Origin of the sequence: Cupriavidus sp. DF5525, assembly GCF_040149425.2 — a bacterium.
Classification (GTDB): Bacteria; Pseudomonadota; Gammaproteobacteria; order Burkholderiales; family Burkholderiaceae; genus Cupriavidus; species Cupriavidus pickettii_A.
The window spans coordinates 3,574,545-3,595,893 of sequence record NZ_CP168265.1; the positions used below are offsets into that span (position 1 = coordinate 3,574,545).

Sequence of the window (21,349 nt, forward strand, 5' to 3'; positions counted from 1 at the left end):
GAATTGAGGTACCACCATGCGCACGCTCTTGTATTTCCGGCTGGACGACATCGATACGGCCCGGCGCGCGCTAACGCGATTGGGCGAACTGGCGGATACGGCCGACCGCATCGCGGGGCCATGGTTCTCCCGGGGCGACCACCAGCCCGTTGACGGCTTGCCGGCACCGCGCGCCGGCCAGATCACGTACCGCGATGAAGCCACGATTGGCGGCCTCGTCATCGGGGCACTGCTGGCAGCGTGGGTGTTGTTCCGCTACGGCACACCGGTCAGCGTAGCGGCGGGCGTCGTGGCGTGTGTCGGCGGTATGGCGCTGGGCGCCGTGATCGGAGGCTGGCTTGGCGGCGTGCTCGGCGCCAAAGTCACGCGCGCCGGTCTGCGTCGGCAGCACCGGCAACTGGCGGAGGGGCAGATGCTGATGACCTGTGCCTGCGCAAGCAATGCCAGGGAACGGCTCTGCCAGGCCGTCCAGGAACTGGGCGGCGCGGCCAGCGTGGCTCCGAACATCGACCCGCACAACGCGCCACACAACGGCCTGCTGCCCAACCGCGGCTGGCTGGCGGACCGTCACTGGCCCGCATGGCCCTTCGGCCACGGCCAACGTGCCGTCACCAACCGGAATTGACAATGAGTGAGAGTTTTTTCTATCAAAAATGCCACGTCGTCGTGACGCTGTCCGAAGTTACGTTCGGTAGCTGGGAGTGGTCCTATGCGCTGGATGCGCACGCGAGGTTCACCCGGCGCGACGCCGGCTTCCTCACGCGCGAACTGGCGCTGGCCGACGCGACCCGCGCGGCCAAGTCGCGCATCGCCAGGACCTCGCGCCTGCGCACGATCCGCGCTGACAACACGCCGCTGGCTGCCGCAGCGTAGCCACCGGCAAGGCCCGGCGGCGGCCTGCCGCTTGCCGGGCAACCAGACACACCCAGCCACACCCAAGCTTTACCCTCCCCGCCCCACCCGCTTCGGGCAGGCGCCGCACTTTCCGGCGCGGTCCGCTCCAGCCTAGCCTGCCTTGGCGTACAATACCCGGCTTGACTGGGCAACCTGCCGGGCGTATATGACCTGGCCGGCCCGGCCCCAACGCCCCGCCTCAGTCCGGCTGCTTTCAAACGCGGCCACCTGCCTGCTTTCGCATCGCCTTTTCGCTTCATTCGCCCGTTTCGCTTCAATTTGCCGTCCAGCACGCCATGACAATCGCCCGTACCGAAGACATCATTGCCGACATCCGTGCCGGCCGCATGGTTATCCTGGTTGATGAGGAAGACCGTGAAAATGAAGGCGACCTGGTCCTGGCTGCCGATTTCGTCACGCCGGAAGCCATCAACTTCATGGCCAAGCACGGCCGCGGCCTGATCTGCCTGACGCTGACGGCCGACCGCTGCCGCCAGCTGAACCTGCACCCGATGGTCAGCCGCAACGGCACCCAGCACGGCACCAACTTCACGGTGTCGATCGAGGCAGCCGAGGGCGTGACCACCGGCATTTCCGCCGCCGATCGCGCCCGCACCGTGCAGGCCGCCGTCGCCCGCGACGCCAAGGCCTCCGACCTGGTCCAGCCGGGCCATATCTTTCCGCTGACGGCCCAGCCCGGCGGCGTGCTGATCCGCGCCGGCCATACCGAAGCCGGCTGCGACCTGGGCGCGCTGGCCGGCCTGACGCCGGCGGCCGTGATCTGCGAGATCATGAAGGACGACGGCACCATGGCCCGCCTGCCGGACCTGGTCGAGTTCGCGCAAGAGCACAACCTCAAGATCGGCACAATCGCCGACCTGATCCACTACCGCAGCCGCACCGAGAGCATCATCGAGCGCGTTGGCGAACGCGCCATGCAGACGCCCTACGGCACCTTCCACAGCATCGCCTACCGCGACAAGCCCACCGGCCAGGCGCACCTGGCGCTGGTCAAGGGCACGCCGGAGCCGGAGCAGGAAACGCTGGTGCGCGTGCACGAGCCCTTCTCGGTGCTGGACCTGCTGGAAGTGAAGTGCACCACGCATTCGTGGAGCATCCCGGCGGCGATGAAAGCCATCGCCGAGGCCGACAGCGGCGTGATCGTGCTGCTGAACTGCGGCGACTCGGCCGACCAGCTGTTCACGCAGTTCAGCGCGCTGGACACGCCGCAGTCGCGCCCGCGCCGCAAGCCGGACCTGCGCACCTACGGCATGGGTGCGCAGATCCTGAAGGACGTGGGCGTGGGCAAGATGCGCGTGCTGGCCTCGCCGCAGCGCATGCCCAGCATGACCGGCTACGACCTGGAAGTGACCGGCTACCAACCGATGAACGGCCAGGCCGCCTGAGCCCGGGCCACCCGAACACACCTGCAGCGGCGCAACGGCGCCCTGCCGAACCCGAAAACTGGAGAACTGAACAATGGATCACGGCTTCTACCCCAGCAACCTCGACGGTGAAGGCCTGCGTATCGGCATCGTGCAGGCCCGCTTCAACGAGCCGGTCTGCACCGAGCTGCTCGAAGCCTGCGTGGCCGAGCTGGACAAGCTCGGCGTCGAAGGCGAGGACACCCTGGTGGTAACCGTCCCCGGCGCGCTGGAAGTGCCGCTGGCGCTGCAGAAGATGGCCGAGAGCGGCCAGTTCGACGCCCTGGTCGCCTTGGGCGCCGTGGTGCGCGGCGAGACCTACCACTTCGAGCTGGTCTCGAACGAGTCGGGCGCCGGCATCACCCGCGTCGGCCTGGACTTCAACGTGCCCATTGCCAACGGTATCCTGACCGTGGACACCGACGAGCAGGCCCACGCCCGCACCCGCGAAAAGGGCCGCGACTGCGCCCGCGCCGCGGTGGAGATGGCCAACCTGGTCGTCGCGCTGGATTCGCTGCGTGGCCAGGACGAAGACGAGGACGATGATGAGTGATACGTCCAGCAATGACGCCGGCAAGCCGGCCGGCGGCAAGCCCGCGGCCCGCACCGAAGCCAAGGCGCCGCCCAAGAGCGCGCGCCGCCGCTCGCGCGAACTCGCGCTGCAGGGCCTGTACCAGTGGCTGCTGAACCGCAACGACATCGGCGCGATCCAGGCCCACCTGCATGACGCCCAGGGCTTCAACAAGGCCGATCGCGAGCACTTCGACGCGCTGCTCAACGGCGCCGTGCGCGAGGAAGCCCGCCTGACCGCCGCGTTCGAGCCCTTCCTGGACCGCACCGTGGGCGAGCTGTCGCCGGTCGAGCGCGCCGCCCTGCTGGTCGGCAGCTACGAGCTGGTGCACTGCATCGACATCCCGTACAAGGTCGTGATCAATGAAGCCGTCGAGCTGACCAAGACCTTCGGCGGCGTCGAGGGCTACAAGTACGTCAACGGCGTGCTGGACAAGCTCGCGGCCCAGGTACGCGCGGCCGAGGTCGCGGCGCGCCGCTGAGCCGCAACCAGCCGGACCCAGGCCGGGCCTGCGCGGCCGGCCGTTGCATCACGGGGCACACGCGCGCCCCGGATGAAGACGACACCCGCCCAGGCGGGTGTTTTTGTTCCTACCTACACTTTTTGCTGAACCCCGGATCACCATGGACCTGCAGCGCCTCGCCACCGCCTCCCGCCTCGCCAATATCGAAGCCTTCCACGTGATGGAGCTGGCCAAGCAGGCCGCCGCGCTGGAGCGCGCCGGTCGCCACATCGTGCACATGGGCATTGGCGAGCCTGACTTCACCGCCGCCGAGCCCGTGGTGCGCGCGGCGGAAGCCGCCATGCGCCGCGGCGTCACGCAATACACCGGCGCGCTCGGCATCCACCCGCTGCGCGAGGCCATCGCCGGCTATTACAAGACCACCTACGGGCTCGATATCCCGGCGCGGCGCGTGATCGTCACCGCCGGCGCCTCGGGGGCGCTGCTGCTGGCGTGCGCGGTGCTGGTCGAGATCGGCGCCGAGGTGCTGATGCCCGACCCCAGCTACCCGTGCAACCGGCACTTCGTCGCCGCCTTCGACGGCGCCGCGCGCATGATCCCGAGCGGCCCGGCCGAGCGCTTCCAGCTGACCGCCGCGCAGGTCGAGGCCAACTGGCGCGAGCAAACCCGCGGCGTGCTGCTGGCTTCGCCCTCCAACCCGACCGGGACCTCGATCCTGCCGGACGAGCTCGACCGCATCCTGCAGGCCGTGCGTGCCCGCAACGGCTTTGCCATTGTCGACGAGATCTATCAGGGCCTGTCGTACGACGCCCCGCCGGTCTCGGCGCTGAGCCTGGATGACGACGTGGTCACGGTGAACAGCTTCTCCAAGTACTTCAACATGACTGGCTGGCGCCTGGGCTGGCTGGTGGTGCCGGAGGCGCTGGTCGAGGCCTTCGAGAAAGTCGCGCAAAACCTGTTTATCTGCGCGTCGGCGGTGGCGCAGTACGCGGCACTGGCCTGCTTCACCCCGGAAGCGCTGGCGATCTACGACGAACGCAAGGCCGAGTTCCGCCGCCGCCGCGACCTGATCGTACCGGCGCTGGAGTCGCTCGGCCTGCGCGTGCCGGTGCGCCCGGACGGCGCCTTCTACGTCTACGCCGACTGCCGCGGCGTCAACCACCCCGCCGCCGGCGATGCCGACCGGCTGACACAGGCGATGCTGCACGACGCGGGCGTGGTGATGGTGCCGGGGCAGGATTTCGGGCCGCATACGGCCAAGGACTACATCCGGATCTCGTATGCGACCTCGCGCGAGAATATCGAGGAGGCGATGGCGCGGCTGGGCAAGCTGTTCGCCTGAGCGGCACAACGCGCCAGGCAGGCAAAAGAAAAGCACCCCGCGGGGTGCTTTTCTTTTTGGCGCTGCCAGTGGCAGCGTAGCGTCAGGCGTTGTGCGGCCCGTTGTTCGCTTCCAGCTTCTCGGTCGGTGCGCGCTCGGTGGGCGCCTTTTCGGCCGGCTTGTCGGCATCGGCCGGCACGCCGCGCACGCCGAGCAGCTGGCGCAGGCGGGCACGCTCGGCCAGCACCTTGGCGCCATAGCCGCCGTCGGTGCTGGTGGTGGCGCCGACGTAGTACTTCAGGCCGCCCTCGATCGAGCCGGCGCGGGCGATGCAGTCCTTCAGCACCAGCGCGCCGATCTTGATATTGGCGTACGGATTGAGCGCCGCGGCCACGCCGCCGACGGCTTCGTACTTGTCCCGGTGGACCTTGGTCATGACCTGCATCAGGCCCTGCGCACCCACGCCGCTCTCGGCGTACGGATTGAAGCTGGACTCGATCGCGATCACGCCCAGGATCAGCAGCGGATCGATGCCGACCTCGCGGCCGGTCAGGTAGGCCGCCTTGACCAGTTGCCCGGTGGCCTGCGCCGCCACGCGGTACTTGCGGGCGATATAGTCGGCCACGGCCGCCTGCTCGCGCGCGGAGCCGAGCGTGGCGGTGTTGCGGGCGTCCTGCGCCACGCGCGTGACCGGGATCTTCGCGGCGAGGTGCGCGACCGACGGCACCTTGACGGATGCCGCCAGGCTGTGTTCGTCCACGCCCGACACCGTCGGCAGGCCAGCCCTGCCCAGGCCGAGCTTGGTCGCGGCAACGTCCGCCGAACTCGCCGGCACACCATGGCCGGGCGCAGCGGCGGCCGCCACGGCAGGCGCGGCCGGCATGGCAGCGCTGACCAGCACCGCCGGAGCCTCGTCGCCAGCCAGCAATGCGGCCAGCGTGGTGCGCCATTCCTGGCTCAGCCACAGCGAGATGGCCGAAACGACCGCCACCACGCCGAGGCTGTTCAGCGCGTACTTCAGTGTTGTGCGGCCACCGCGCAATGCGCGGCCCGCGACCGGATGCGCGAGACGGACCTGCAATGCCCGCCTCACTCCGGGTACCGGCTGTCGGAGGCGAACCTGCAAGGCGCGCCCGATGCCGGGAAGATGAAGGGTTTTCCAACCGCTCATGCTTACCTCCATCCGTTGCCCGCTTCGCATGCCAGACTGCGGCAAGCGCCCGATCTCAACGTACTCAAGTAAGGATGCCGCGCCGTCTAGCAGTGACGACCAAGCATCTGTTGGCAGGCGCTCCCCGTGCGCCCAACTGGAAACAGCGTACGCTCTGGGGGAGCGCACCCTGCCACGACAAAACTCACAAATTCGGTCTTTGCTGGAGGGACTTTCAAGCACATTTTCTTTATGTGCACCCCTTGACACAGGGCGAAAATCCATGTTGCGACGCAACACTCCTTTGAGCAAGACCGGATTGTAGGAACGCTGTTATATCTCGTCAAGAATAATAACTACGATTTCTACTACTTATAGTTATTTGTAACAAGAGTCACCATGTCGGCCTCGGATCACTCGATTGCCCGCAAACGCAGGCCTGGCCTTGGCTCGTCGCCGGGAAAAGTACGCTGTCAGCGACAAAAAACTTACAATTTGCGCGGCTTCGCTCTGACGATTTTTTTGCCGCGGCGCCGGTGAATGTGTATCGTCACCGACTTGGACGCCGTCTTGCGGACGCCTTCCCCCGGCCCCGCACCACAACAGAATTCACTATGCAATACAAAGACTTGCGCGATTTCATCGGCCAACTCGAAGGCATCGGCGAGCTGCGGCGCATCGCCCGGCCCGTCGCGCCCAACCTGGAAATGACCGAAGTCTGCGACCGCCTGCTGCGTGCCGGCGGCCCCGCGGTCCTGTTCGAGAAACCCTCGGGCGCCGGCACCAATGGAGGTATCTATAGCGTCCCGGTCCTGGCCAATCTGTTCGGCACGACACACAGGGTCGCACTTGGCATGGGCGCCGAATCGATGGAAGACCTGCGCGACATCGGCCGGGTCTTGTCAGCGCTGAAGGAACCGGAGCCACCGCGCGGTTTGCGCGAGGCCGGCAAGCTCTTCACGCTCGCCAAATCTGTGTGGGATATGGCACCAAAGCGCGTCAACAGCCCGGCTTGCCAGGAGGTGGTGTGGGAAGGCAACGACGTCGACCTGGCGCGCCTGCCGATCCAGACCTGCTGGCCCGGCGATGCGGCGCCGCTGATCACCTGGGGCCTGGTGGTGACCAAGGGCCCGCACAAGAAGCGCCAGAACCTGGGCATCTACCGCCAGCAGGTGATCGGCCGCAACCAGGTCATCATGCGCTGGCTGGCGCACCGCGGCGGCGCGCTCGACTTCCGTGAGCATGCGCTGGCCAACCCCGGCAAGGCCTTCCCGATCGCGGTGGCGCTGGGCGCCGACCCGGCCACCATCCTGGGCGCGGTGACGCCGGTGCCGGATACGCTGTCCGAATACCAGTTCGCCGGCCTGCTGCGCGGCAGCCGCACCGCGCTGGCCGGCTGCCTCACGCCGACGCTGTCCGAACTGAGCGTGCCCGCGTCGGCCGAGATCGTGCTCGAAGGCCATATCCAGCCCGACCCGAACCACCCCTCCGGCTACCAGCATGCGCTGGAAGGCCCATTCGGCGACCACACCGGCTACTACAACGAGCAGGACTGGTTCCCGGTGTTCACCATCGACCGCATCACCATGCGGCGCGACCCGATCTACCACTCCACCTACACCGGCAAGCCGCCCGACGAACCGGCGGTGCTGGGCGTGGCGCTGAACGAGGTGTTCGTGCCGCTGCTGCAGAAGCAGTTCCCGGAGATCACCGACTTCTACCTGCCGCCCGAAGGCTGCAGCTACCGCATGGCGCTGGTGCGCATGAAGAAGCAGTACGCCGGCCATGCCAAGCGCGTGATGTTCGGCGTGTGGAGCTTCCTGCGGCAGTTCATGTATACGAAGTTCATCGTGGTGGTCGATGACGATATCGACGTGCGCGACTGGAAGGAAGTGATCTGGGCCATCACCACCCGCGTCGATCCGAGCCGCGACACGGTGCTGGTGGACAACACGCCCATCGACTACCTCGACTTCGCCTCGCCGGTATCCGGGTTGGGCTCCAAGATGGGGATCGACGCCACCGACAAGTGGCCCGGCGAGACCACGCGGGAATGGGGCACGCCTATCACGATGGATGCCGCGGTCAAGGCGAAGGTCGACACCATGTGGGAAAGCCTGTTCGAGCGTCCGGCCGGCAACTGAGCGTGAGCGCCGTTATCATGTCGGGCTGATGCCGAGTGCCGCTAGAGTCGCCCGACATATCCATCGCCACCATCCGATGCCCGCGACAGACGGCCAAGGAGGAGACAGACATGAGCACCCCCGCCCCTCTCACCGAAGGGAACCTGATGTGGACGCCTTCCGAGGCGTTCCGCGACAGCAGCCAGATCGCCGCCTTCATGCGCTGGCTGCGGGCCGAGCGCGGCCTGGCCTTTGACGACTACGACAGCCTGTGGCAGTGGTCCGTCACCGAGCTGGAAGCCTTCTGGGACGCCGTGCGCGCCTATTTCGACGTGCATTTCGACACGCCCGCGGCGCGTGTGCTGGATCGCCGCACCATGCCGGGCGCGCGCTGGTTCGAGGGCGCGACGCTGAACTACGCGCAGCAGGTGTTCCGCCACGCCGGCCGCGGCGACGCGCGCCAGCGCGCCGCAATCCGCTACGCCGGCGAGGCGCAACCGCTGGCCGAAGTGAGCTGGGCCACGCTCGAAGCCCAGGTCGCGTCGCTGGCCCATGCGCTGCGCCAGATGGGCGTGCAGCGCGGTGACCGCGTGGCCGGCTACCTGCCCAACATCCCCGCCACCATCATCGCCTTCCTCGCCACGGCCAGCCTGGGCGCGGTGTGGTCCGGCTGCGCGCCCGACATGGGCCAGGTGGCGGTGACCGACCGCTTCCGCCAGATCGAACCCAGGGTGCTGATCGCCGTCGATGGCTACCACTACGGCGGCAAGGCCTATGACCGCGCCCCGGTGGTGGCCGAACTGGTCGCGGCCCTGCCCTCGCTGACCGACCTGGTGCTCGTGCCGCAGATCGGCAGCACCGCACCGTCACCCGCCGGCGTGCGCACGCATGCCTGGCCGGACGTGCTGGCGCACGACGTGCCGCTGGCGATCGAGCCGGTGCCGTTCGACCATCCCTTGTGGATCGTCTATTCGTCCGGCACCACCGGCATGCCCAAGCCCATTGTGCACGGCCATGGCGGCATCGTCATCGAGCAGCTCAAGCTGATGGCCTTCCACAACAACCTCGGCCCGGACGACGTCTTCCACTGGTACAGCAGCAGCGGCTGGATCATGTGGAACGCGCAGGTGGCCGGGCTGCTGCTGGGCACCACCATCGCGCTGTATGACGGCAACCCGGCTTTCCCGGATGCGGGCGTGCTGTGGCGCTTCGTCGACGATGCCGGCGTGACCATGTTCGGCGCCGGCGCGGCGTTCTTCACCAATTGCATGAAGGCGGGCATCGAGCCGGCGCGCATTGCCGACCTGTCGCGCCTGCGCGGGCTGGGCTCGACCGGCTCGCCGCTGCCGGCGGAGGCCTACGACTGGATCTACCGCCATGTGCGCGAAGACATCTGGCTGGTGCCGATGTCGGGCGGCACCGACTTCGCCGGATCGTTCGTCGCCGGCTGCCCGCTGCTGCCGGTCTACTCCGGCGAGATGCAGTGCCGCTGCCTGGGCGCCAAGGTGCAGGCCTTCGACGACAACGGCCAGCCGCTGATCGACGCGGTCGGCGAGCTGGTGTGCACCGAGCCGATGCCGTCGATGCCGCTGTTCCTGTGGGGCGATGCCGATGGCAAGCGCTATCGCGACAGCTATTTCGATACCTACCCCGGCGCCTGGCGGCACGGCGACTGGATCAAGATCACAAAGCGAGGCGGCGCGGTCATTTATGGACGCTCGGACGCGACCATCAACCGGCACGGCATCCGCATGGGCACCAGCGAGTTGTACCGCGTGGTGGAAGACCTGCCGGAAGTGCTCGACAGCATGGTGGTCGACCTTGAGTACCTGGGCCGCGAATCCTATATGCCGCTGTTCGTCGTGCTGCGTGAAGGGCTGGTGCTGGACGATGCCCTGCGTGACACGCTGCGCGCGCGCATCCGCGACGCACTGTCGTCGCGCCACGTGCCCAACGAAATCGTGCAAGTGCCGGGCGTGCCGCGCACGCTGTCGGGCAAGAAGATGGAAGTGCCGATCAAGAAGCTGCTGCTGGGCCATGCGCCGCAGGGCATCGCCAACCGCGATGCAATGGCCAACCCGGATACGCTGGACTGGTACTTCGACTACGCCGCGCGTTTCCTGAAGGCGCGGCAAGCCGAATCCACCACTGTGTAGCGTTAGCGGCGGCCGCTAGAACTCCACATCCAGTTCGCTGATTTCGTCGGGTTCCTCGCGCGCCGCCGCGATCCATTCCTGCAGCTCCGGCATCGCCAGGATCTGCTTGCAATAGGCGACCGGCTCCGGATCGAGCATCACGCCGTAGGTGACAAAGCGCGTCACCACCGGCGCGTACATGGCATCGGCCATGGTGCGCGTGCCGAACAGGTACGGCCCGCCGTAGCGGGTCAGGCATTCGGTCCAGATCGCCGTGATGCGGTCGATGTCCGCCTGCGCACGCGACCACACCTTCATCCCCGGGAAATGCCCTTTCAGGTTCATCGGCAGCGCCGAGCGCATCGCGGCAAACCCTGAGTGCATCTCGCCACAAATGGCGCGGCAGTGAGCGCGCGCGGCGCGGTCTTCCGGCAGCAGGCCGGCCTTGGGGCGGATCTCGTTCAGGTATTCGGCGATCGCCAGCGTGTCCCACACCGTCACGCCCTGGTGGCGCAGGCAGGGAACGAGGATCGACGGGGACAGCAGCAGGATCTCGGCACGCGCCGCGGCGTCGTCGGGCGGCACCAGCACTTCCTCGAATTCCAGGCCGGCAAAGCGCGCCAGCAACCAGCCGCGCAGCGACCACGAAGAATAGGTCTTGCTGCTGATTGTGAGTGTGGTCTTGCTCATCACGCCTCCTTAGCCGCGCCTCGGAGCCCGTCGGCGCGTTCGCGATATCGGTGTCGCATCCTGAGGCCAGCGCGCCGCGCACCCATGCGGTGCGCTCATGCGGCACCAGTCTGGCGCCGGCGGCCCGGTTCGTGCAACGATGCGGCGCCATGCCGCTGCCGCAGGCGCATCTTGCACAACTTGTGCACGCTCGTGCCCGCCTTTCGCGTGGCACCGCGCAAAGCGCGTGCCAAGCGCGTGCCGATGGCATATATATTGCGGAATGCGGAAACCAGAATGACGGGGGCCGAGCCATGCTGTACCAGGCGTACCAGACCTACGCGGACATGATACTGCCGGCGTGCACGGTGGCGGAGCTTGCTGCCGCGACGCTGGCGGCGAGCCCCAGGCCAGGCGGTTTCGACGGCGCGCACCGCCTGCGCGCCGTCTGCGAGCTCATCGCGCTGGCGCGGCTCACGCATCACCGGCCGGCCTTCGGCATCGACAGCACAACCGTTGGCGGACGGCCGGTGCAGGTCACCGAGGAGGTTGTCGCGCGCACGCCGTTCTGCTCGCTGCTGCACTTCCGCCGCCACGGCATCGTTGGCCAGCCGCGCGTGCTGCTGGTGGCGCCAATGTCCGGCCACTTCGCCACGCTGCTGCGCGGCACGGTCCAGACCATGCTGGCCGACCACGACGTCTATATCACCGACTGGCACAACCCCCGCGACATTCCCTTGCTGGCCGGGCGCTTCGGCTTCGATGAATTCGTGCAACACTTGATCGGCTTCCTGCAAGCGTTGGGCGGCGGCACACACGTGGTGGCTATTTGCCAACCTACCGTGGCGGCGCTGGCGGCGGCGGCCATCATGGCCGAGGACGGCGACCCCGCCCAGCCGCCCAGCCTGACGCTGATGGCCGGCCCCATCGACGCGCGCGTCAACCCGACCAAGGTCAACGAGCTGGCCACCAGCCGGTCCCTCGACTGGTTCGAGCGCACGCTGATCGGCATGGTGCCGCTGCGCTTTGCCGGCGCCGCGCGGCGCGTCTACCCGGGCCACGTGCAGCTGCTGGCCTTCATGAGCATGAACCTGGAGCGGCACGAACAGGCGCTGCGCGAGCTCTACGCGCTGCGCGAGCGCGGCGAGCACGACAAGGCCGACGCCATCCGCGACTTCTACATCGAGTACTTCGCCACCATGGACCTGACGGCGGAGTTCTACCTGGAAACCGTCAGCCTGATCTTCCAGCGCTTCCTGCTGGCGCAGGGCCTGCTCGACGTGGGCGGGCGCCGTGTCTGCACGCGCGCCATCCACCGCACCGCGCTGCTCACCGTCGAGGGCGAGCGCGACGACATCTGCGCGATCGGCCAGACCGTGGCCGCGCAGGAGCTGTGCACCAGCCTGCCTCCCTACCTGCGCATGCATCACGTGCAGACCGGCGTCGGGCACTATGGGGTTTTCAACGGCACGCGGTGGGAGACGCAGGTGTACCCGCTGGTGCGCAACACCATCTACACCACCAGCTGAGACCGCTGCCGCCAGCGCGCTGGCATATCATGGCGGCTGCGCCGGGCGTCACGCGGACGGCGCAGCGCCAACGATCATCATGCCATTGCTTCCGACACAAGACTTCCAGGGCCAGCCGCTGGTCCGGGTCGGCGATGCCGACAACTTCCTGCTGCTGGCCCCGCAACATGGCGCCCGCCTGGTCCGCTGGGTGCATCGCGGGCAAGACATCCTCCACTGGCCCGACAACGCCGACTGGAGCCGCCCGGCCAAGGTGCGCGGCGGCAACCCGCTGCTGTTCCCGTTTATCGGCCGGCATTTCGTCGAGGGCAATGCCGGGCAATGGCGGGACGAGACCGGTGTCGTGCATTCGCTGGCCCAGCATGGCTTTGCTCGCGACCTGCATTTCGATATCGCCGCCATCGATGCGCAGGCGATCACCATGACGCTGCGCGACAGCGACGCGACGAGGGTGGGCTACCCGTACGCGTTTGTCTTCGACGCGGTCTACGCCCTGCTGCCTGACGGGCTGGAAGTCACGCTGCGCACCACCAATACCGGCGAGCGGCGCCTTCCCTGCTACCCGGGCCATCATTTCTATTTCGCGTTGCCGCACACGCAGCGCGCATCCGCGTCCCTGACACTGGCCCGCGCCGACCGCGTGCGCCAGTTGCCCGATGGCAAGCCCGGCCCCGCAGAGGCCGGCGAAACCACATACCGGCTCGACGATCCGCGCCTGCAGGACACCTTCCACGTCTTTACCGACGGCCCCGCCGCCACGCTGGCGATGCCCGATCGCACCATCGCATTCGAACTCGACCGCCCCGGCAGCGCGCCGTGGCATGCCGTGACGACGTGGTCCGAGAGCGAGGCCTCGGACTTCTACTGCGTGGAACCATGGGTAGGACTGCCCGATGCCATCCACCACGGCCAGGGGCTGCGGTGGATCGAACCGGGGCAAGCGGAAAGCGCGGTGTGCCGGCTGCTGGTGACGGGCTAACCAACCCGGCGCTGCTGGCGCTATAGGTAACTCATCAAGATCTACCGTCATTCCCGCGCAGGCGGGAATGACGATGGTGCGAGAGTTTCAGTGCTCGAAATCCAGCCCGCCGATCAGGATCGCCGGGTCCACCTGCGACAGCGAGCCGAAGTCGATGCCGCGCGACTCCTGCCACGCGCGCAGCTTGCCCGGCAGCGCCGCAAGATAGCCAGCAAAGCGCGCCTCGCCGCCGGCCGCGAACAGGCGCTGCACTTCCAGCCCGTCCCATGCCAGCGTGATATCGAGCGCAAACGGATGGCGCCGCAATTCGGCCGGCCCTTCGCCGGTCAGGCGCAGGCGCGCGGGCCGGTTGGGGCCATCGGCCGGCAAGGTGTGGAGTTGCACGCGCCGTTGCAGCTTGCCGATGGTCTCGGCGATGCGCGGCAGGCATTCCGCTTCAAAGCGGGCGAAAAGATCCGTGGTCAAGGTGGGGGCGTCCTGACGTTGCGAGTTGGGCGATGGCGGCACTCTGCCGTGCGCCATGTTGCCAGCAACTATACGCCGGGCCGCAGTGGCCAACGAGCCTTGGACAGGATTGGCGCCCGTTCGTACGCAAGCAGGGGCAGCACGGGCGTGGGCCGCGGCCCTCGATCTTCACCCGGGGTCAGACGTCGGATTTCCGCTCACAGCTTGCTGTGCTTCGAAGCTACCGATATCGTCGCGAGCCTTGGGAAGGCCATGGTCAAGCGCGGCTTCAACCGTTGGGAAGAGCTCCGTCCCTACGTTGAATTCATAGGAGGTCACCGTCTGGAAGCCCGGACGCACTGGGGCTCCGTCGCTGCGTGCCAGGGTGTACCGCACGGAATATCCCGTGACTTTACCCGCCTCGCTACCCTCGCATTTTGGTTCTGCCCGAATCGAAACCAGATACTGGCCAACGACTACATCTCTTTGCATGGCTACCTCCGTTCCATAGAGTCGTTGCACCGCGGAACCAGTATGGCAGCGAGCCCTATGCCGCCCTTCGCAGTATAGGCGTCGGCCAATACGGCGATGATTCATACGTGAACAGTCTGCTGAGGCGGTCGCTCGGTCGGGCACGAGTTTTTCCCGTCAGTTTTGGTAGTTGCAAGGAATATCACGACGGTCGTCAATAGAAAAGAAACCAGTGGAATGGGGAACGTGCAAATCATCTCGGGTGAACCATAGTCCAGGCTGCTGGACATGCGCGCAGGGATGCTCAGTGCGCGGCACAGGGCGATCATCAGGTGGGCGAAATCCCTGCAGACGCCGGTGCGCTTCACGATGGTATCGGCCGCCGAGGTGCGTTCGTTGGTTGAGCGCGCCAGGAAGCGCACGTGATTGCGTACCCACTCACGAACGGCGTAGACGCGCGCGTAGCCCTGCATGCCGCCGAACTCGCGGTTGGCGAACTCCATCAGGCGGTCGGATTCGCAATTCCGGCTCGGCGCCAGGTAAGGCAGGACCCGAACGGAAGTTCGGTGACGGGCACCTCTGACAGCTTGTGGCCCTCTTCCCGGTGTTGATCGATGTCGACGATCGCCTCATAGCGGATGGCAAGACGGCCCTTGGGCGCGCGCAGCCTGAGTAGCCGGTTGGCCAGCACGGGATCAGTCCGGTTGCATGCGGCCTCATGGACGCTTTCGATCAACCGGCTGCCTCAGGAGTGGCGGCTGTATCCCGGTTCGCACCCGCCCAAGAACACCTCCGATCACGATGGCGATCGTGCCGCTTAGGACGAAGACGAGGGAAATTCCCAAAAGTTTGGCTAGCGCCGCGCCTGCCAGCGGTCCCAGTACCAGGGCCGCGAGCTGCACGCTCCTGGCAGTGGCGCTGACAGTCCCAATTGACTGGATCTGGCATTGTTGCTGCATGGCGACCACGAAGCTCATGGCGGTCAGACCGTAGAAGCAGCCGTTTGCTACCCAGAATGCCAACAACAGCCACACCGGCATGCCGATAGCCGCCCATGCCAGCAATCCCGGGATCGCCACAGTCAACCCAAAACCCGCCAGGCCGACGGTTGCCGTGCAATGCCTGCTTCCCGCATGAACCCGCTTGAAGATCAGGGCGCCAAGAATGGCACCGGCCGCGGTACTACTGACGATCATGCCGAAGGTGGCAGCGGGCATGCCTTTCTCTTTCAGGAAAAGCGCAAGCAAGGGGTCATACAAGCCAAGAATTGCCGTCTGGGAGACGGCAGCGACGAAAGCCCGCCGGAATACTGCGTTGTCGCGCATCAGCAAGAACAGTGCATGGAGGTGGCGGCGTGCCTGCTTGCCGGCTACTTCACGCTTCGACATGCCGACATGCTTTCGTAGCAGGTACACACACAGGACGCCGGCCAGCCCCAACGTCGCGGACAGGCTGAATCCGGCCATCGGATGATGCAGGCTTGCCATGCCCGCTCCCACCAGCGGCGCACATATCTTGGTCAACTGATCGATGGTGGTCATGATGCTGGCGTTGGAAACAAACTGTTCTTTCGACAGAATCATCCGGACAATGACCTGCTCTGCGGGCATGGCACCAAGGTTGGCCAGGCCTTTGAGGAAGACCAACAGAACAAAGAGGTGAATGTCAGGGGCGAAGAGCAGCAGAAGGGAAGTGAGAGCGCGCGCCAGGTAGCTGACGGCAAGCATGGCGACAGGATTCACACGATCCGCGAGCGCGCCAAAGAAGGGCCCGAGAACTAATCCCGGCAGGCCATACAAGGCGGATGCGACGCCGATGGTGGCCGCATCGGCGTGCCAGTAGTACCCAAGCAGAGAAAAGACCAGCGTGAAGTCCACCCAGAGAATGGTCGAACTCAGCACGCGGGCGGCAGTAAGTGTGCGGTACCCCGGCACCGACTGCAGGTTGGTCATACGGTCATAGTGTTTGTGGACCTGCGGGGATCCCGACTGAACAGCACGCTGTTGATAGCGAAGCCATCCAGCCCCATGCTCTCCGCGTAGCGTACAAGATCGGATGTCCGATTGATGAAGCCAGTACCGTTGAAGTTCAGCGACGTGTTGCATAGCACCCCGAAATGCGTCAGCGCCTTGAACTCGGAAAGCAGTCGATACAACATTGGATTCTGTACGGCATTTACGGACTGGACCCGGGACGACCCGTCGACGTGGGTAACGGCCCGCAGCCGGTCGCGGGATTTCACCTTGCAGAAATAGAGCATGTACGGACTCGGGCGTTCCAGATCAAAGTGGGTCGCGATCTCTTCCTCCAGACATACAGGGGCAATTGGCCGGAAGGATTCTCGTCGCTTGATCGTATTCAGTCGGTCGAGCATCGTCTCGTCGAACGGCGCAGCGAGAATGGAGCGGTTTCCCAACGCTCGGGGCCCCATCTCGGCACGGCTGGCAGCCCATCCCAGTACGTTGCCGCGCCGCAGCGCATCCGCGATGGCTTCCGTTCCGCCAGGCATCCGCGTGAACGGCCCCCAAGCTGGCGCGCCGTCGCGTATCCCACGTCATCCACAAATGTCTGGCCGCAATAGACGTTCCAGTTAAGCTTTGCATTCCCAGTAAGGTGCCATTGCGCATCGGCGGCCGAGCCGAGCGCGGAGCCGACGTCATTGGCACATGGAGGGATGAAAACATCGGAGAACAGCCCGGAATCCAGCCAGCGGCGATTCCATTCGCAGTTCAGTCCGCACCCGCTCCCAATCAGCAAGGAACGTTTCTCCCGCACCAGTTGGATTTTTCACACGTTCCCCTAGGCCGTGGAAATGACGTGCGCCGCCCTGCGGCAGGCGCGCAGTGCCACCTTCCACTTCGCCGCAGCGAGCTCGAGTGACACCGCCAACACCAGTACGTCACTACTACCCGTGTATGACTGATCGGTACGCATGATGTTCCTCCTGTGTGCAAACCTCAGCAGCTGATTGTAGGCGTCAGCTCGTGGAGTGCTTCGCTTCATAGGATCTACAGACGAATATCAACGGAAGTTGGCGTGGCGAATAGCTTGGGTTCCTTGCCTAGCGGAAACCCGATCACGTACAGGACGTTAGCTGGCATTGGCCTGTCCGGGTCCGAGCCCCCCTTCAGCAGCACTTTGCGCTCGGCATAGCATAGCGAAACGCCAAGAGTCTTGAGCACATCGATATTGGCTTGCATCGTGTCAGACGCCTCGCGCTTCTGCGCTTCGCTGTAGGCGTCCAGGCCATCCCGGTAGTTGCGGAAGTATTCCATCAGCGCGGCGAAGCGTTTATCCGCTTCGCTGCCCATCTCGAAGGCCAGCTGCGACATGTCCATCGTGCTGGTCTGCGCCAGCTCCGCCAACTGCTTACCCGTGGTCAGCCGAATCGCTGCGAAGGTGACGGGCTCCTGGTCGAACTGTTCCTGCGCAGCCTTGAGTTCGTCCTCCGGTGGAATCGCGAATGGCTTGTTGAGCGCGTCGATGTCCAGGAAATCGAACGCGCTGGCCAGCGCCCGGCAGGTGTCGGGGCCGGCGGGCCAGCCTTGCTCGACGCGCTGAACGGTTCGCACGTTGAGTCCGGCGATCACGGCCAACTGCTCCTGAGTCCATTGCCGGGCGTCGCGGAACACCTTGATGCACACAGCCAGCTCGGCGGGGGTCAGCAGGCGGACTGGCGGCGTGTTTTCCGTCGCGTTCATTTCGTTGCTCCTTCGTTATCGAGCGACGTGACCAGCACGGCTGGCCACGCCATTGCGCATGGCATGGCCGCATCTGGCGAGGGGCCAGAATGCAAGCAAGAATCCGACAGCGGCCAGCACTGCCACATAGTGAGCAGGCGCCATGGTGTCGTGCTGCAGCCACAGCGTGAGAATCATCGGCGTGAGGCCGCCAAAGACTGCGTAAGACATGTTGTAGGCAAACGAGAGACCAGTGAAGCGCACCGGTGCCGGAAAGGCGCGCACGCCGGCAATCGGCACGGTGGCGATGGTGCCGACGAACAGACCCAGCAGCCCGTAATGCCAGAACAGCGTGGCAGGCGTGCCGGGCAGGCTGCCGTAGAAGAGGTACGCGGTCATGAACAGTCCGCTCCAGCCGATCAGCATGACGGCCCGGGTGCCGATGCGGTCGCATGCCCAGCCGACAATCACGCAACCGATGGTCAGCATGAGGGTGGCGAACGCATTGGCCTCGAGCGCAAGCGCGGCGGGAATGTGATGCACCTTCTGCAGGTAGGCGGGCGTGTACAGCACCACCACGACGATAGCGGTAGAAAGTACCCAGGTCAGCAGTGCGACGAACAGGCTGGCCGAGCGGTGCTCGCGCAGCACGGTACGGATCGGCAGTTCGCGCGCCAGGTTGCTGCGGTCAGCCAACTCGCGGAACACGGGGGTCTCATGCAGAAACCGGCGCAGGTACACGGACACCAGTCCGAAGACACCGCCCAGGAGGAAGGGAATGCGCCAGGCGAAGTCGCTCACCTGCTCAGGCGAGTAATGGCGATTGATGGCGACGGCAACGAGCGACCCCAGCAGGATGCCGCCCGTGATGCCAGCGGTCAGCGTGCCGATGCCGAAACCGTAATGCCGGCTCGGCACGTGTTCGCCGACAAACACCCAGGCACCGGGCATCTCGCCACCGATGGCCGCGCCCTGCAGCACGCGCATCGCCAGCAGCAGCAGCGGCGCGGCTACGCCGATGCTGGCGTAGGTGGGCAGCAGGCCGATCATCAGCGTGGGCGCGGCCATCAGCAGGATGGAGAGGGTGAACATGCGCTTGCGGCCCAGCCGGTCACCAAAGTGTGCGATCACGATGCCGCCCAGCGGCCGTGCCAGGTAGCCCGCGGCGAAAATGCCGAACGTCTGCAGTTGTCGCAGCCAATCTGGCATGTCGGGCGGGAAGAATAGCGCGCCCAGCACCGTGGCGAAGAAGACGTAGATGACGAAGTCGTAGAACTCGAGCGTGCCGCCGAGGGCGGCGAGACCCAAGGTCTTGTAGTCGCGCGCAGCCAGCGTGCGTGCCGGAGCGGGTAAGACGCCGCCCGGTACGCTCAGGGGATTCACATTCGGTTCTTGTTGTGGATTCACGTTCGGTCCTCGTCAGGTTGTGATCAATGGACTTCGGTCAGGGCTGGTCCTTTTGAGACCCAGACCCCATCGTTTGCGCGTGAGGGATGCCGATCAGGCATCGTCCGGTGCGCCACGCCCGCATGGAAACGGTCAGTTGCTGCGCGGACATCAAGCCGTGCGCACCGTCTTTCTATGCTGGCCGGTTTTGTGCGGAATCGAAGCCCCTGCTGCAACCAATGAGGCGCAGCAGAGGGCGGCCGGTCCGGCTAGCGGAATGGCCGGCGGGTTCGGTCAGTCGGGGATTGAACCGTCTACCTGCGCCAGCTGCGCATACGCCGATAGCGATCGGTTTGGCCGGAAGTACAGGTCGCGAAGAATCGGCCTTTTGAGCGGCCCAACGATGGATGCCAGGTCGGACAGCTTTACATGGCCCAGTTCGGGCATGCCAATACCCACGTCGCATAAACCGTAGGCGGTGTCACCATCGGCGGGGTCGAGCGCAGCCAGTAGCCAGGTCGCATGTGCGTCAGGGGTAAACAGCCGCACTACGGGCAGCGGATCGCCAGCGTGGCCGGCTACGTACGCGTGGCCGTTGGCGAGCAGTTGTGCTCGTTGCTCCGCGGTGATGAGGGGTTGGATCATGGTCATTACCTCCTGGAAGGTTCACTGCAAGTCAGAGCTAGACAATATTGGGCGCACGCTGCGCCGAGAAAGTGCTCAACAGCTTTGCCTGCGCCGCAATGGCACCCGCAGTCCGATAGCGTAGTCCTATGAAGTGCACACGCTGGGATGGCGTGGTCCACCGCACATTGATAAGGATGTCTAGAGCCTTATCCTGAGCTAGCTAAGTTTAAACTATAAACGATATTTTTAGCCCATACGGTTGATCGCAAGAACGGCACGTCAACACAGAATGGCGAAATGCCTACCGATGCCGACAAGCAAGCCTTTTCTAATCGCCTGCGCTTGGCGCTACGCCGCGCCGAGCAGGAGGTTTCCGGCCCGACCGAACTCGCGTTGCAGTTCAATCTTCGCTACAGATCGGGCACGCCTGTCACGGCACAGACCACGCACAAGTGGTTGTCAGGAAGGTCGATTCCGACCTCAGACAAGATCGCAGTTTTGGCCGAATGGCTTCAGGTGACCCAGCATTGGTTGCACCATGGGCCGCCCCCGGTCACCAAAGGTCAAGAACCGCGAAAGGCCGAGAAGGTGGGCCCTGAGCTGCTAGCATTAGCCCACAAGATTCAGACCTTGACCCCTCACCGACGATATCTCATCGAGGAATTGGTAGAGCAGTTGCGCCAAGAAGCCTAATAGGCGGCTAGCACAGGGGCCCGCGACGCAGCATTTGTCAATGGTGTAGAGCGCCATGGTTCGCTCTCACTATGCATGCAAGGTCGGACAGCTACACATGGCCGAGTTCGGGCATGCCGATACCCACGTCGCACAGGCCGTAGGCGGTGTCACCATCGGCCGGGTCGAGCGCGGCCAGTAGCCAGGTCGCATGCGCGTCCGGAGCAAACAGTCGCACCACAGGAAGCGGGTCGCTAGCCTGGCCGGCTGCGTACGCTTGGCCGTTTGCGAGCAGTTGCGCGCGTTGTTCCGCGGTAATAAGGGGTTGGATCATGGTCGTTGCCTCTTGAAAGGTCCTCTCCACGGTGGAGCGAGGAGAACTGTGGCCCTTGGCGCGGACCGCCCCCCCCCAACACGGGCCGGTGCGGGCCAGCGTTGACGGCAAGGGGCGTGCGCCAGCGTTGAGCACTTTTCCGCAGTGGAGTGAATCGTAATGGCGGTCATTACCGGCACGAAGCCCAGGAAGCGCGGATGAGCTTGCCGGGGTTTTACGGGAGCGCCAGATCCACGCGTCCCGTGTGCGCGGACAACCAAGCTGTCTTCTCAAAGGCAGCCTCCACTGCTGCTGCCTCGGCGGCAGCAATGTCGACCCCGCTCGATGTTCCGTAGCTTCAGGCCCCCGGCCGCCACCATCAGCAGCGGCATCGGTACTCCACCTTATCCTAAGCCGAGGGGGAAATCAACCATTTTGGTCCAATGTATTCCAGTTAGGATGTTCATCGCAAGTGGAATAGATACCACCATTGTGTCC

Annotated in this window: 21 protein-coding genes and 2 pseudogenes; 11 read left to right on the plus strand and 12 right to left on the minus strand. The window is 65.4% G+C overall.

The window, feature by feature from the left end; genetic code table 11:
• Positions 1-16: 16 nt before the first annotated feature.
• The 6 genes from ABNX08_RS16680 (at position 17) to ABNX08_RS16705 (ending at position 4,694) form a co-directional block, all read left to right on the plus strand.
• Positions 17-625, plus strand: a complete 609-nt coding sequence (locus ABNX08_RS16680; protein ID WP_022536222.1) for a hypothetical protein — start codon at positions 17-19, stop codon at positions 623-625.
• A 2-nt stretch (positions 626-627) separates the two neighbouring features.
• Positions 628-873 (plus strand): hypothetical protein, encoded by a 246-nt coding sequence (locus ABNX08_RS16685; RefSeq protein WP_022536223.1) that lies wholly within the window; start codon positions 628-630, stop codon positions 871-873.
• Positions 874-1,190: 317 nt separating this feature from the next.
• On the plus strand, positions 1,191-2,300 hold the full coding sequence (gene ribBA / locus ABNX08_RS16690; protein ID WP_022536224.1) for a bifunctional 3,4-dihydroxy-2-butanone-4-phosphate synthase/GTP cyclohydrolase II: 1,110 nt from the start codon (positions 1,191-1,193) through the stop codon (positions 2,298-2,300).
• Between the two features lie 73 nt (positions 2,301-2,373).
• On the plus strand, positions 2,374-2,871 hold the full coding sequence (ribH, locus tag ABNX08_RS16695) for a 6,7-dimethyl-8-ribityllumazine synthase (protein WP_022536225.1): 498 nt from the start codon (positions 2,374-2,376) through the stop codon (positions 2,869-2,871).
• Positions 2,864-3,370: a transcription antitermination factor NusB gene (gene nusB, locus ABNX08_RS16700; protein ID WP_022536226.1), complete on the plus strand. Its 507-nt coding sequence runs from the start codon at positions 2,864-2,866 to the stop codon at positions 3,368-3,370. The genes ribH and nusB overlap by 8 nt, the downstream gene beginning before the upstream one ends.
• 142 nt (positions 3,371-3,512) lie before the next feature.
• Positions 3,513-4,694, plus strand: a complete 1,182-nt coding sequence (locus ABNX08_RS16705) for a pyridoxal phosphate-dependent aminotransferase (RefSeq protein WP_022536227.1) — start codon at positions 3,513-3,515, stop codon at positions 4,692-4,694.
• Positions 4,695-4,776: 82 nt separating this feature from the next.
• Here the strand turns inward: ABNX08_RS16705 and ABNX08_RS16710 are convergent, their stop codons facing one another.
• Positions 4,777-5,844 carry a lytic transglycosylase domain-containing protein gene (locus ABNX08_RS16710; protein ID WP_349607118.1) on the minus strand — a complete coding sequence of 356 codons (1,068 nt, stop codon included), beginning with the start codon at positions 5,842-5,844 and terminating at the stop codon, positions 4,777-4,779.
• A gap of 593 nt (positions 5,845-6,437) precedes the next feature.
• On the opposite strand from ABNX08_RS16710, the gene ubiD reads away from it, so the two are divergent.
• The gene (ubiD, locus tag ABNX08_RS16715) at positions 6,438-7,967 is read left to right on the plus strand and encodes a 4-hydroxy-3-polyprenylbenzoate decarboxylase (RefSeq protein WP_349607117.1); all 1,530 of its coding nucleotides are present in this window, start codon (positions 6,438-6,440) and stop codon (positions 7,965-7,967) included.
• Between the two features lie 110 nt (positions 7,968-8,077).
• Entirely contained in the window at positions 8,078-10,102 is a 2,025-nt protein-coding gene (locus ABNX08_RS16720) for an acetoacetate--CoA ligase (RefSeq protein WP_349607116.1), read from the plus strand.
• A 15-nt stretch (positions 10,103-10,117) separates the two neighbouring features.
• Here the strand turns inward: ABNX08_RS16720 and ABNX08_RS16725 are convergent, their stop codons facing one another.
• Positions 10,118-10,771: a glutathione S-transferase family protein gene (locus tag ABNX08_RS16725; protein ID WP_042886852.1), complete on the minus strand. Its 654-nt coding sequence runs from the start codon at positions 10,769-10,771 to the stop codon at positions 10,118-10,120.
• Between the two features lie 293 nt (positions 10,772-11,064).
• Between ABNX08_RS16725 and ABNX08_RS16730 the strand changes: the two genes are divergently transcribed.
• Positions 11,065-12,279, plus strand: coding sequence for a polyhydroxyalkanoate depolymerase (locus ABNX08_RS16730; RefSeq protein ID WP_349607115.1), 1,215 nt, complete (start codon positions 11,065-11,067; stop codon positions 12,277-12,279).
• Between the two features lie 79 nt (positions 12,280-12,358).
• Positions 12,359-13,258 carry an aldose epimerase gene (locus ABNX08_RS16735; RefSeq protein WP_349607114.1) on the plus strand — a complete coding sequence of 300 codons (900 nt, stop codon included), beginning with the start codon at positions 12,359-12,361 and terminating at the stop codon, positions 13,256-13,258.
• Positions 13,259-13,345: 87 nt separating this feature from the next.
• Here ABNX08_RS16735 and ABNX08_RS16740 read toward each other — a convergent pair whose 3' ends face one another.
• The 9 genes and pseudogenes from ABNX08_RS16740 to ABNX08_RS16780 all read right to left on the minus strand — a co-directional run bounded on the left by ABNX08_RS16740 (position 13,346) and on the right by ABNX08_RS16780 (position 19,884).
• Positions 13,346-13,723 (minus strand): DUF5594 family protein, encoded by a 378-nt coding sequence (locus tag ABNX08_RS16740; RefSeq protein ID WP_349607113.1) that lies wholly within the window; start codon positions 13,721-13,723, stop codon positions 13,346-13,348.
• 572 nt (positions 13,724-14,295) lie between these two features.
• A complete protein-coding gene (locus ABNX08_RS16745) occupies positions 14,296-14,676 on the minus strand; it encodes a transglutaminase family protein (RefSeq protein ID WP_349607112.1) in 381 nt (126 codons plus the stop codon).
• Positions 14,676-14,864 (minus strand): hypothetical protein, encoded by a 189-nt coding sequence (locus ABNX08_RS16750; RefSeq protein ID WP_349607111.1) that lies wholly within the window; start codon positions 14,862-14,864, stop codon positions 14,676-14,678. The genes ABNX08_RS16745 and ABNX08_RS16750 overlap by 1 nt, the downstream gene beginning before the upstream one ends.
• A 25-nt stretch (positions 14,865-14,889) precedes the next feature.
• The gene (locus ABNX08_RS16755; protein WP_349607110.1) at positions 14,890-16,125 is read right to left on the minus strand and encodes an MFS transporter; all 1,236 of its coding nucleotides are present in this window, start codon (positions 16,123-16,125) and stop codon (positions 14,890-14,892) included.
• Positions 16,122-16,682 carry a carbamoyltransferase C-terminal domain-containing protein gene (locus ABNX08_RS16760; protein ID WP_349607109.1) on the minus strand — a complete coding sequence of 187 codons (561 nt, stop codon included), beginning with the start codon at positions 16,680-16,682 and terminating at the stop codon, positions 16,122-16,124. Before ABNX08_RS16760 ends, ABNX08_RS16755 begins: the two co-directional genes overlap by 4 nt.
• Positions 16,683-16,864: 182 nt before the next feature.
• Positions 16,865-16,948 (minus strand): annotated as a pseudogene (locus ABNX08_RS16765) (hypothetical protein); the annotation flags it as partial.
• Between the two features lie 233 nt (positions 16,949-17,181).
• Entirely contained in the window at positions 17,182-17,874 is a 693-nt protein-coding gene (locus tag ABNX08_RS16770; protein WP_022536241.1) for a helix-turn-helix domain-containing protein, read from the minus strand.
• Between the two features lie 15 nt (positions 17,875-17,889).
• Positions 17,890-19,260 carry an MFS transporter gene (locus ABNX08_RS16775; RefSeq protein WP_374063615.1) on the minus strand — a complete coding sequence of 457 codons (1,371 nt, stop codon included), beginning with the start codon at positions 19,258-19,260 and terminating at the stop codon, positions 17,890-17,892.
• Between the two features lie 273 nt (positions 19,261-19,533).
• Positions 19,534-19,884, minus strand: coding sequence for a DUF2958 domain-containing protein (locus ABNX08_RS16780; RefSeq protein WP_041681569.1), 351 nt, complete (start codon positions 19,882-19,884; stop codon positions 19,534-19,536).
• Between the two features lie 279 nt (positions 19,885-20,163).
• Between ABNX08_RS16780 and ABNX08_RS16785 the strand changes: the two genes are divergently transcribed.
• Positions 20,164-20,559: a transcriptional regulator gene (locus ABNX08_RS16785; RefSeq protein ID WP_349608064.1), complete on the plus strand. Its 396-nt coding sequence runs from the start codon at positions 20,164-20,166 to the stop codon at positions 20,557-20,559.
• A 94-nt stretch (positions 20,560-20,653) separates the two neighbouring features.
• Here the strand turns inward: ABNX08_RS16785 and ABNX08_RS16790 are convergent.
• Positions 20,654-20,872 (minus strand): annotated as a pseudogene (locus tag ABNX08_RS16790) (DUF2958 domain-containing protein); the annotation flags it as partial.
• Positions 20,873-21,349: the final 477 nt, after the last annotated feature.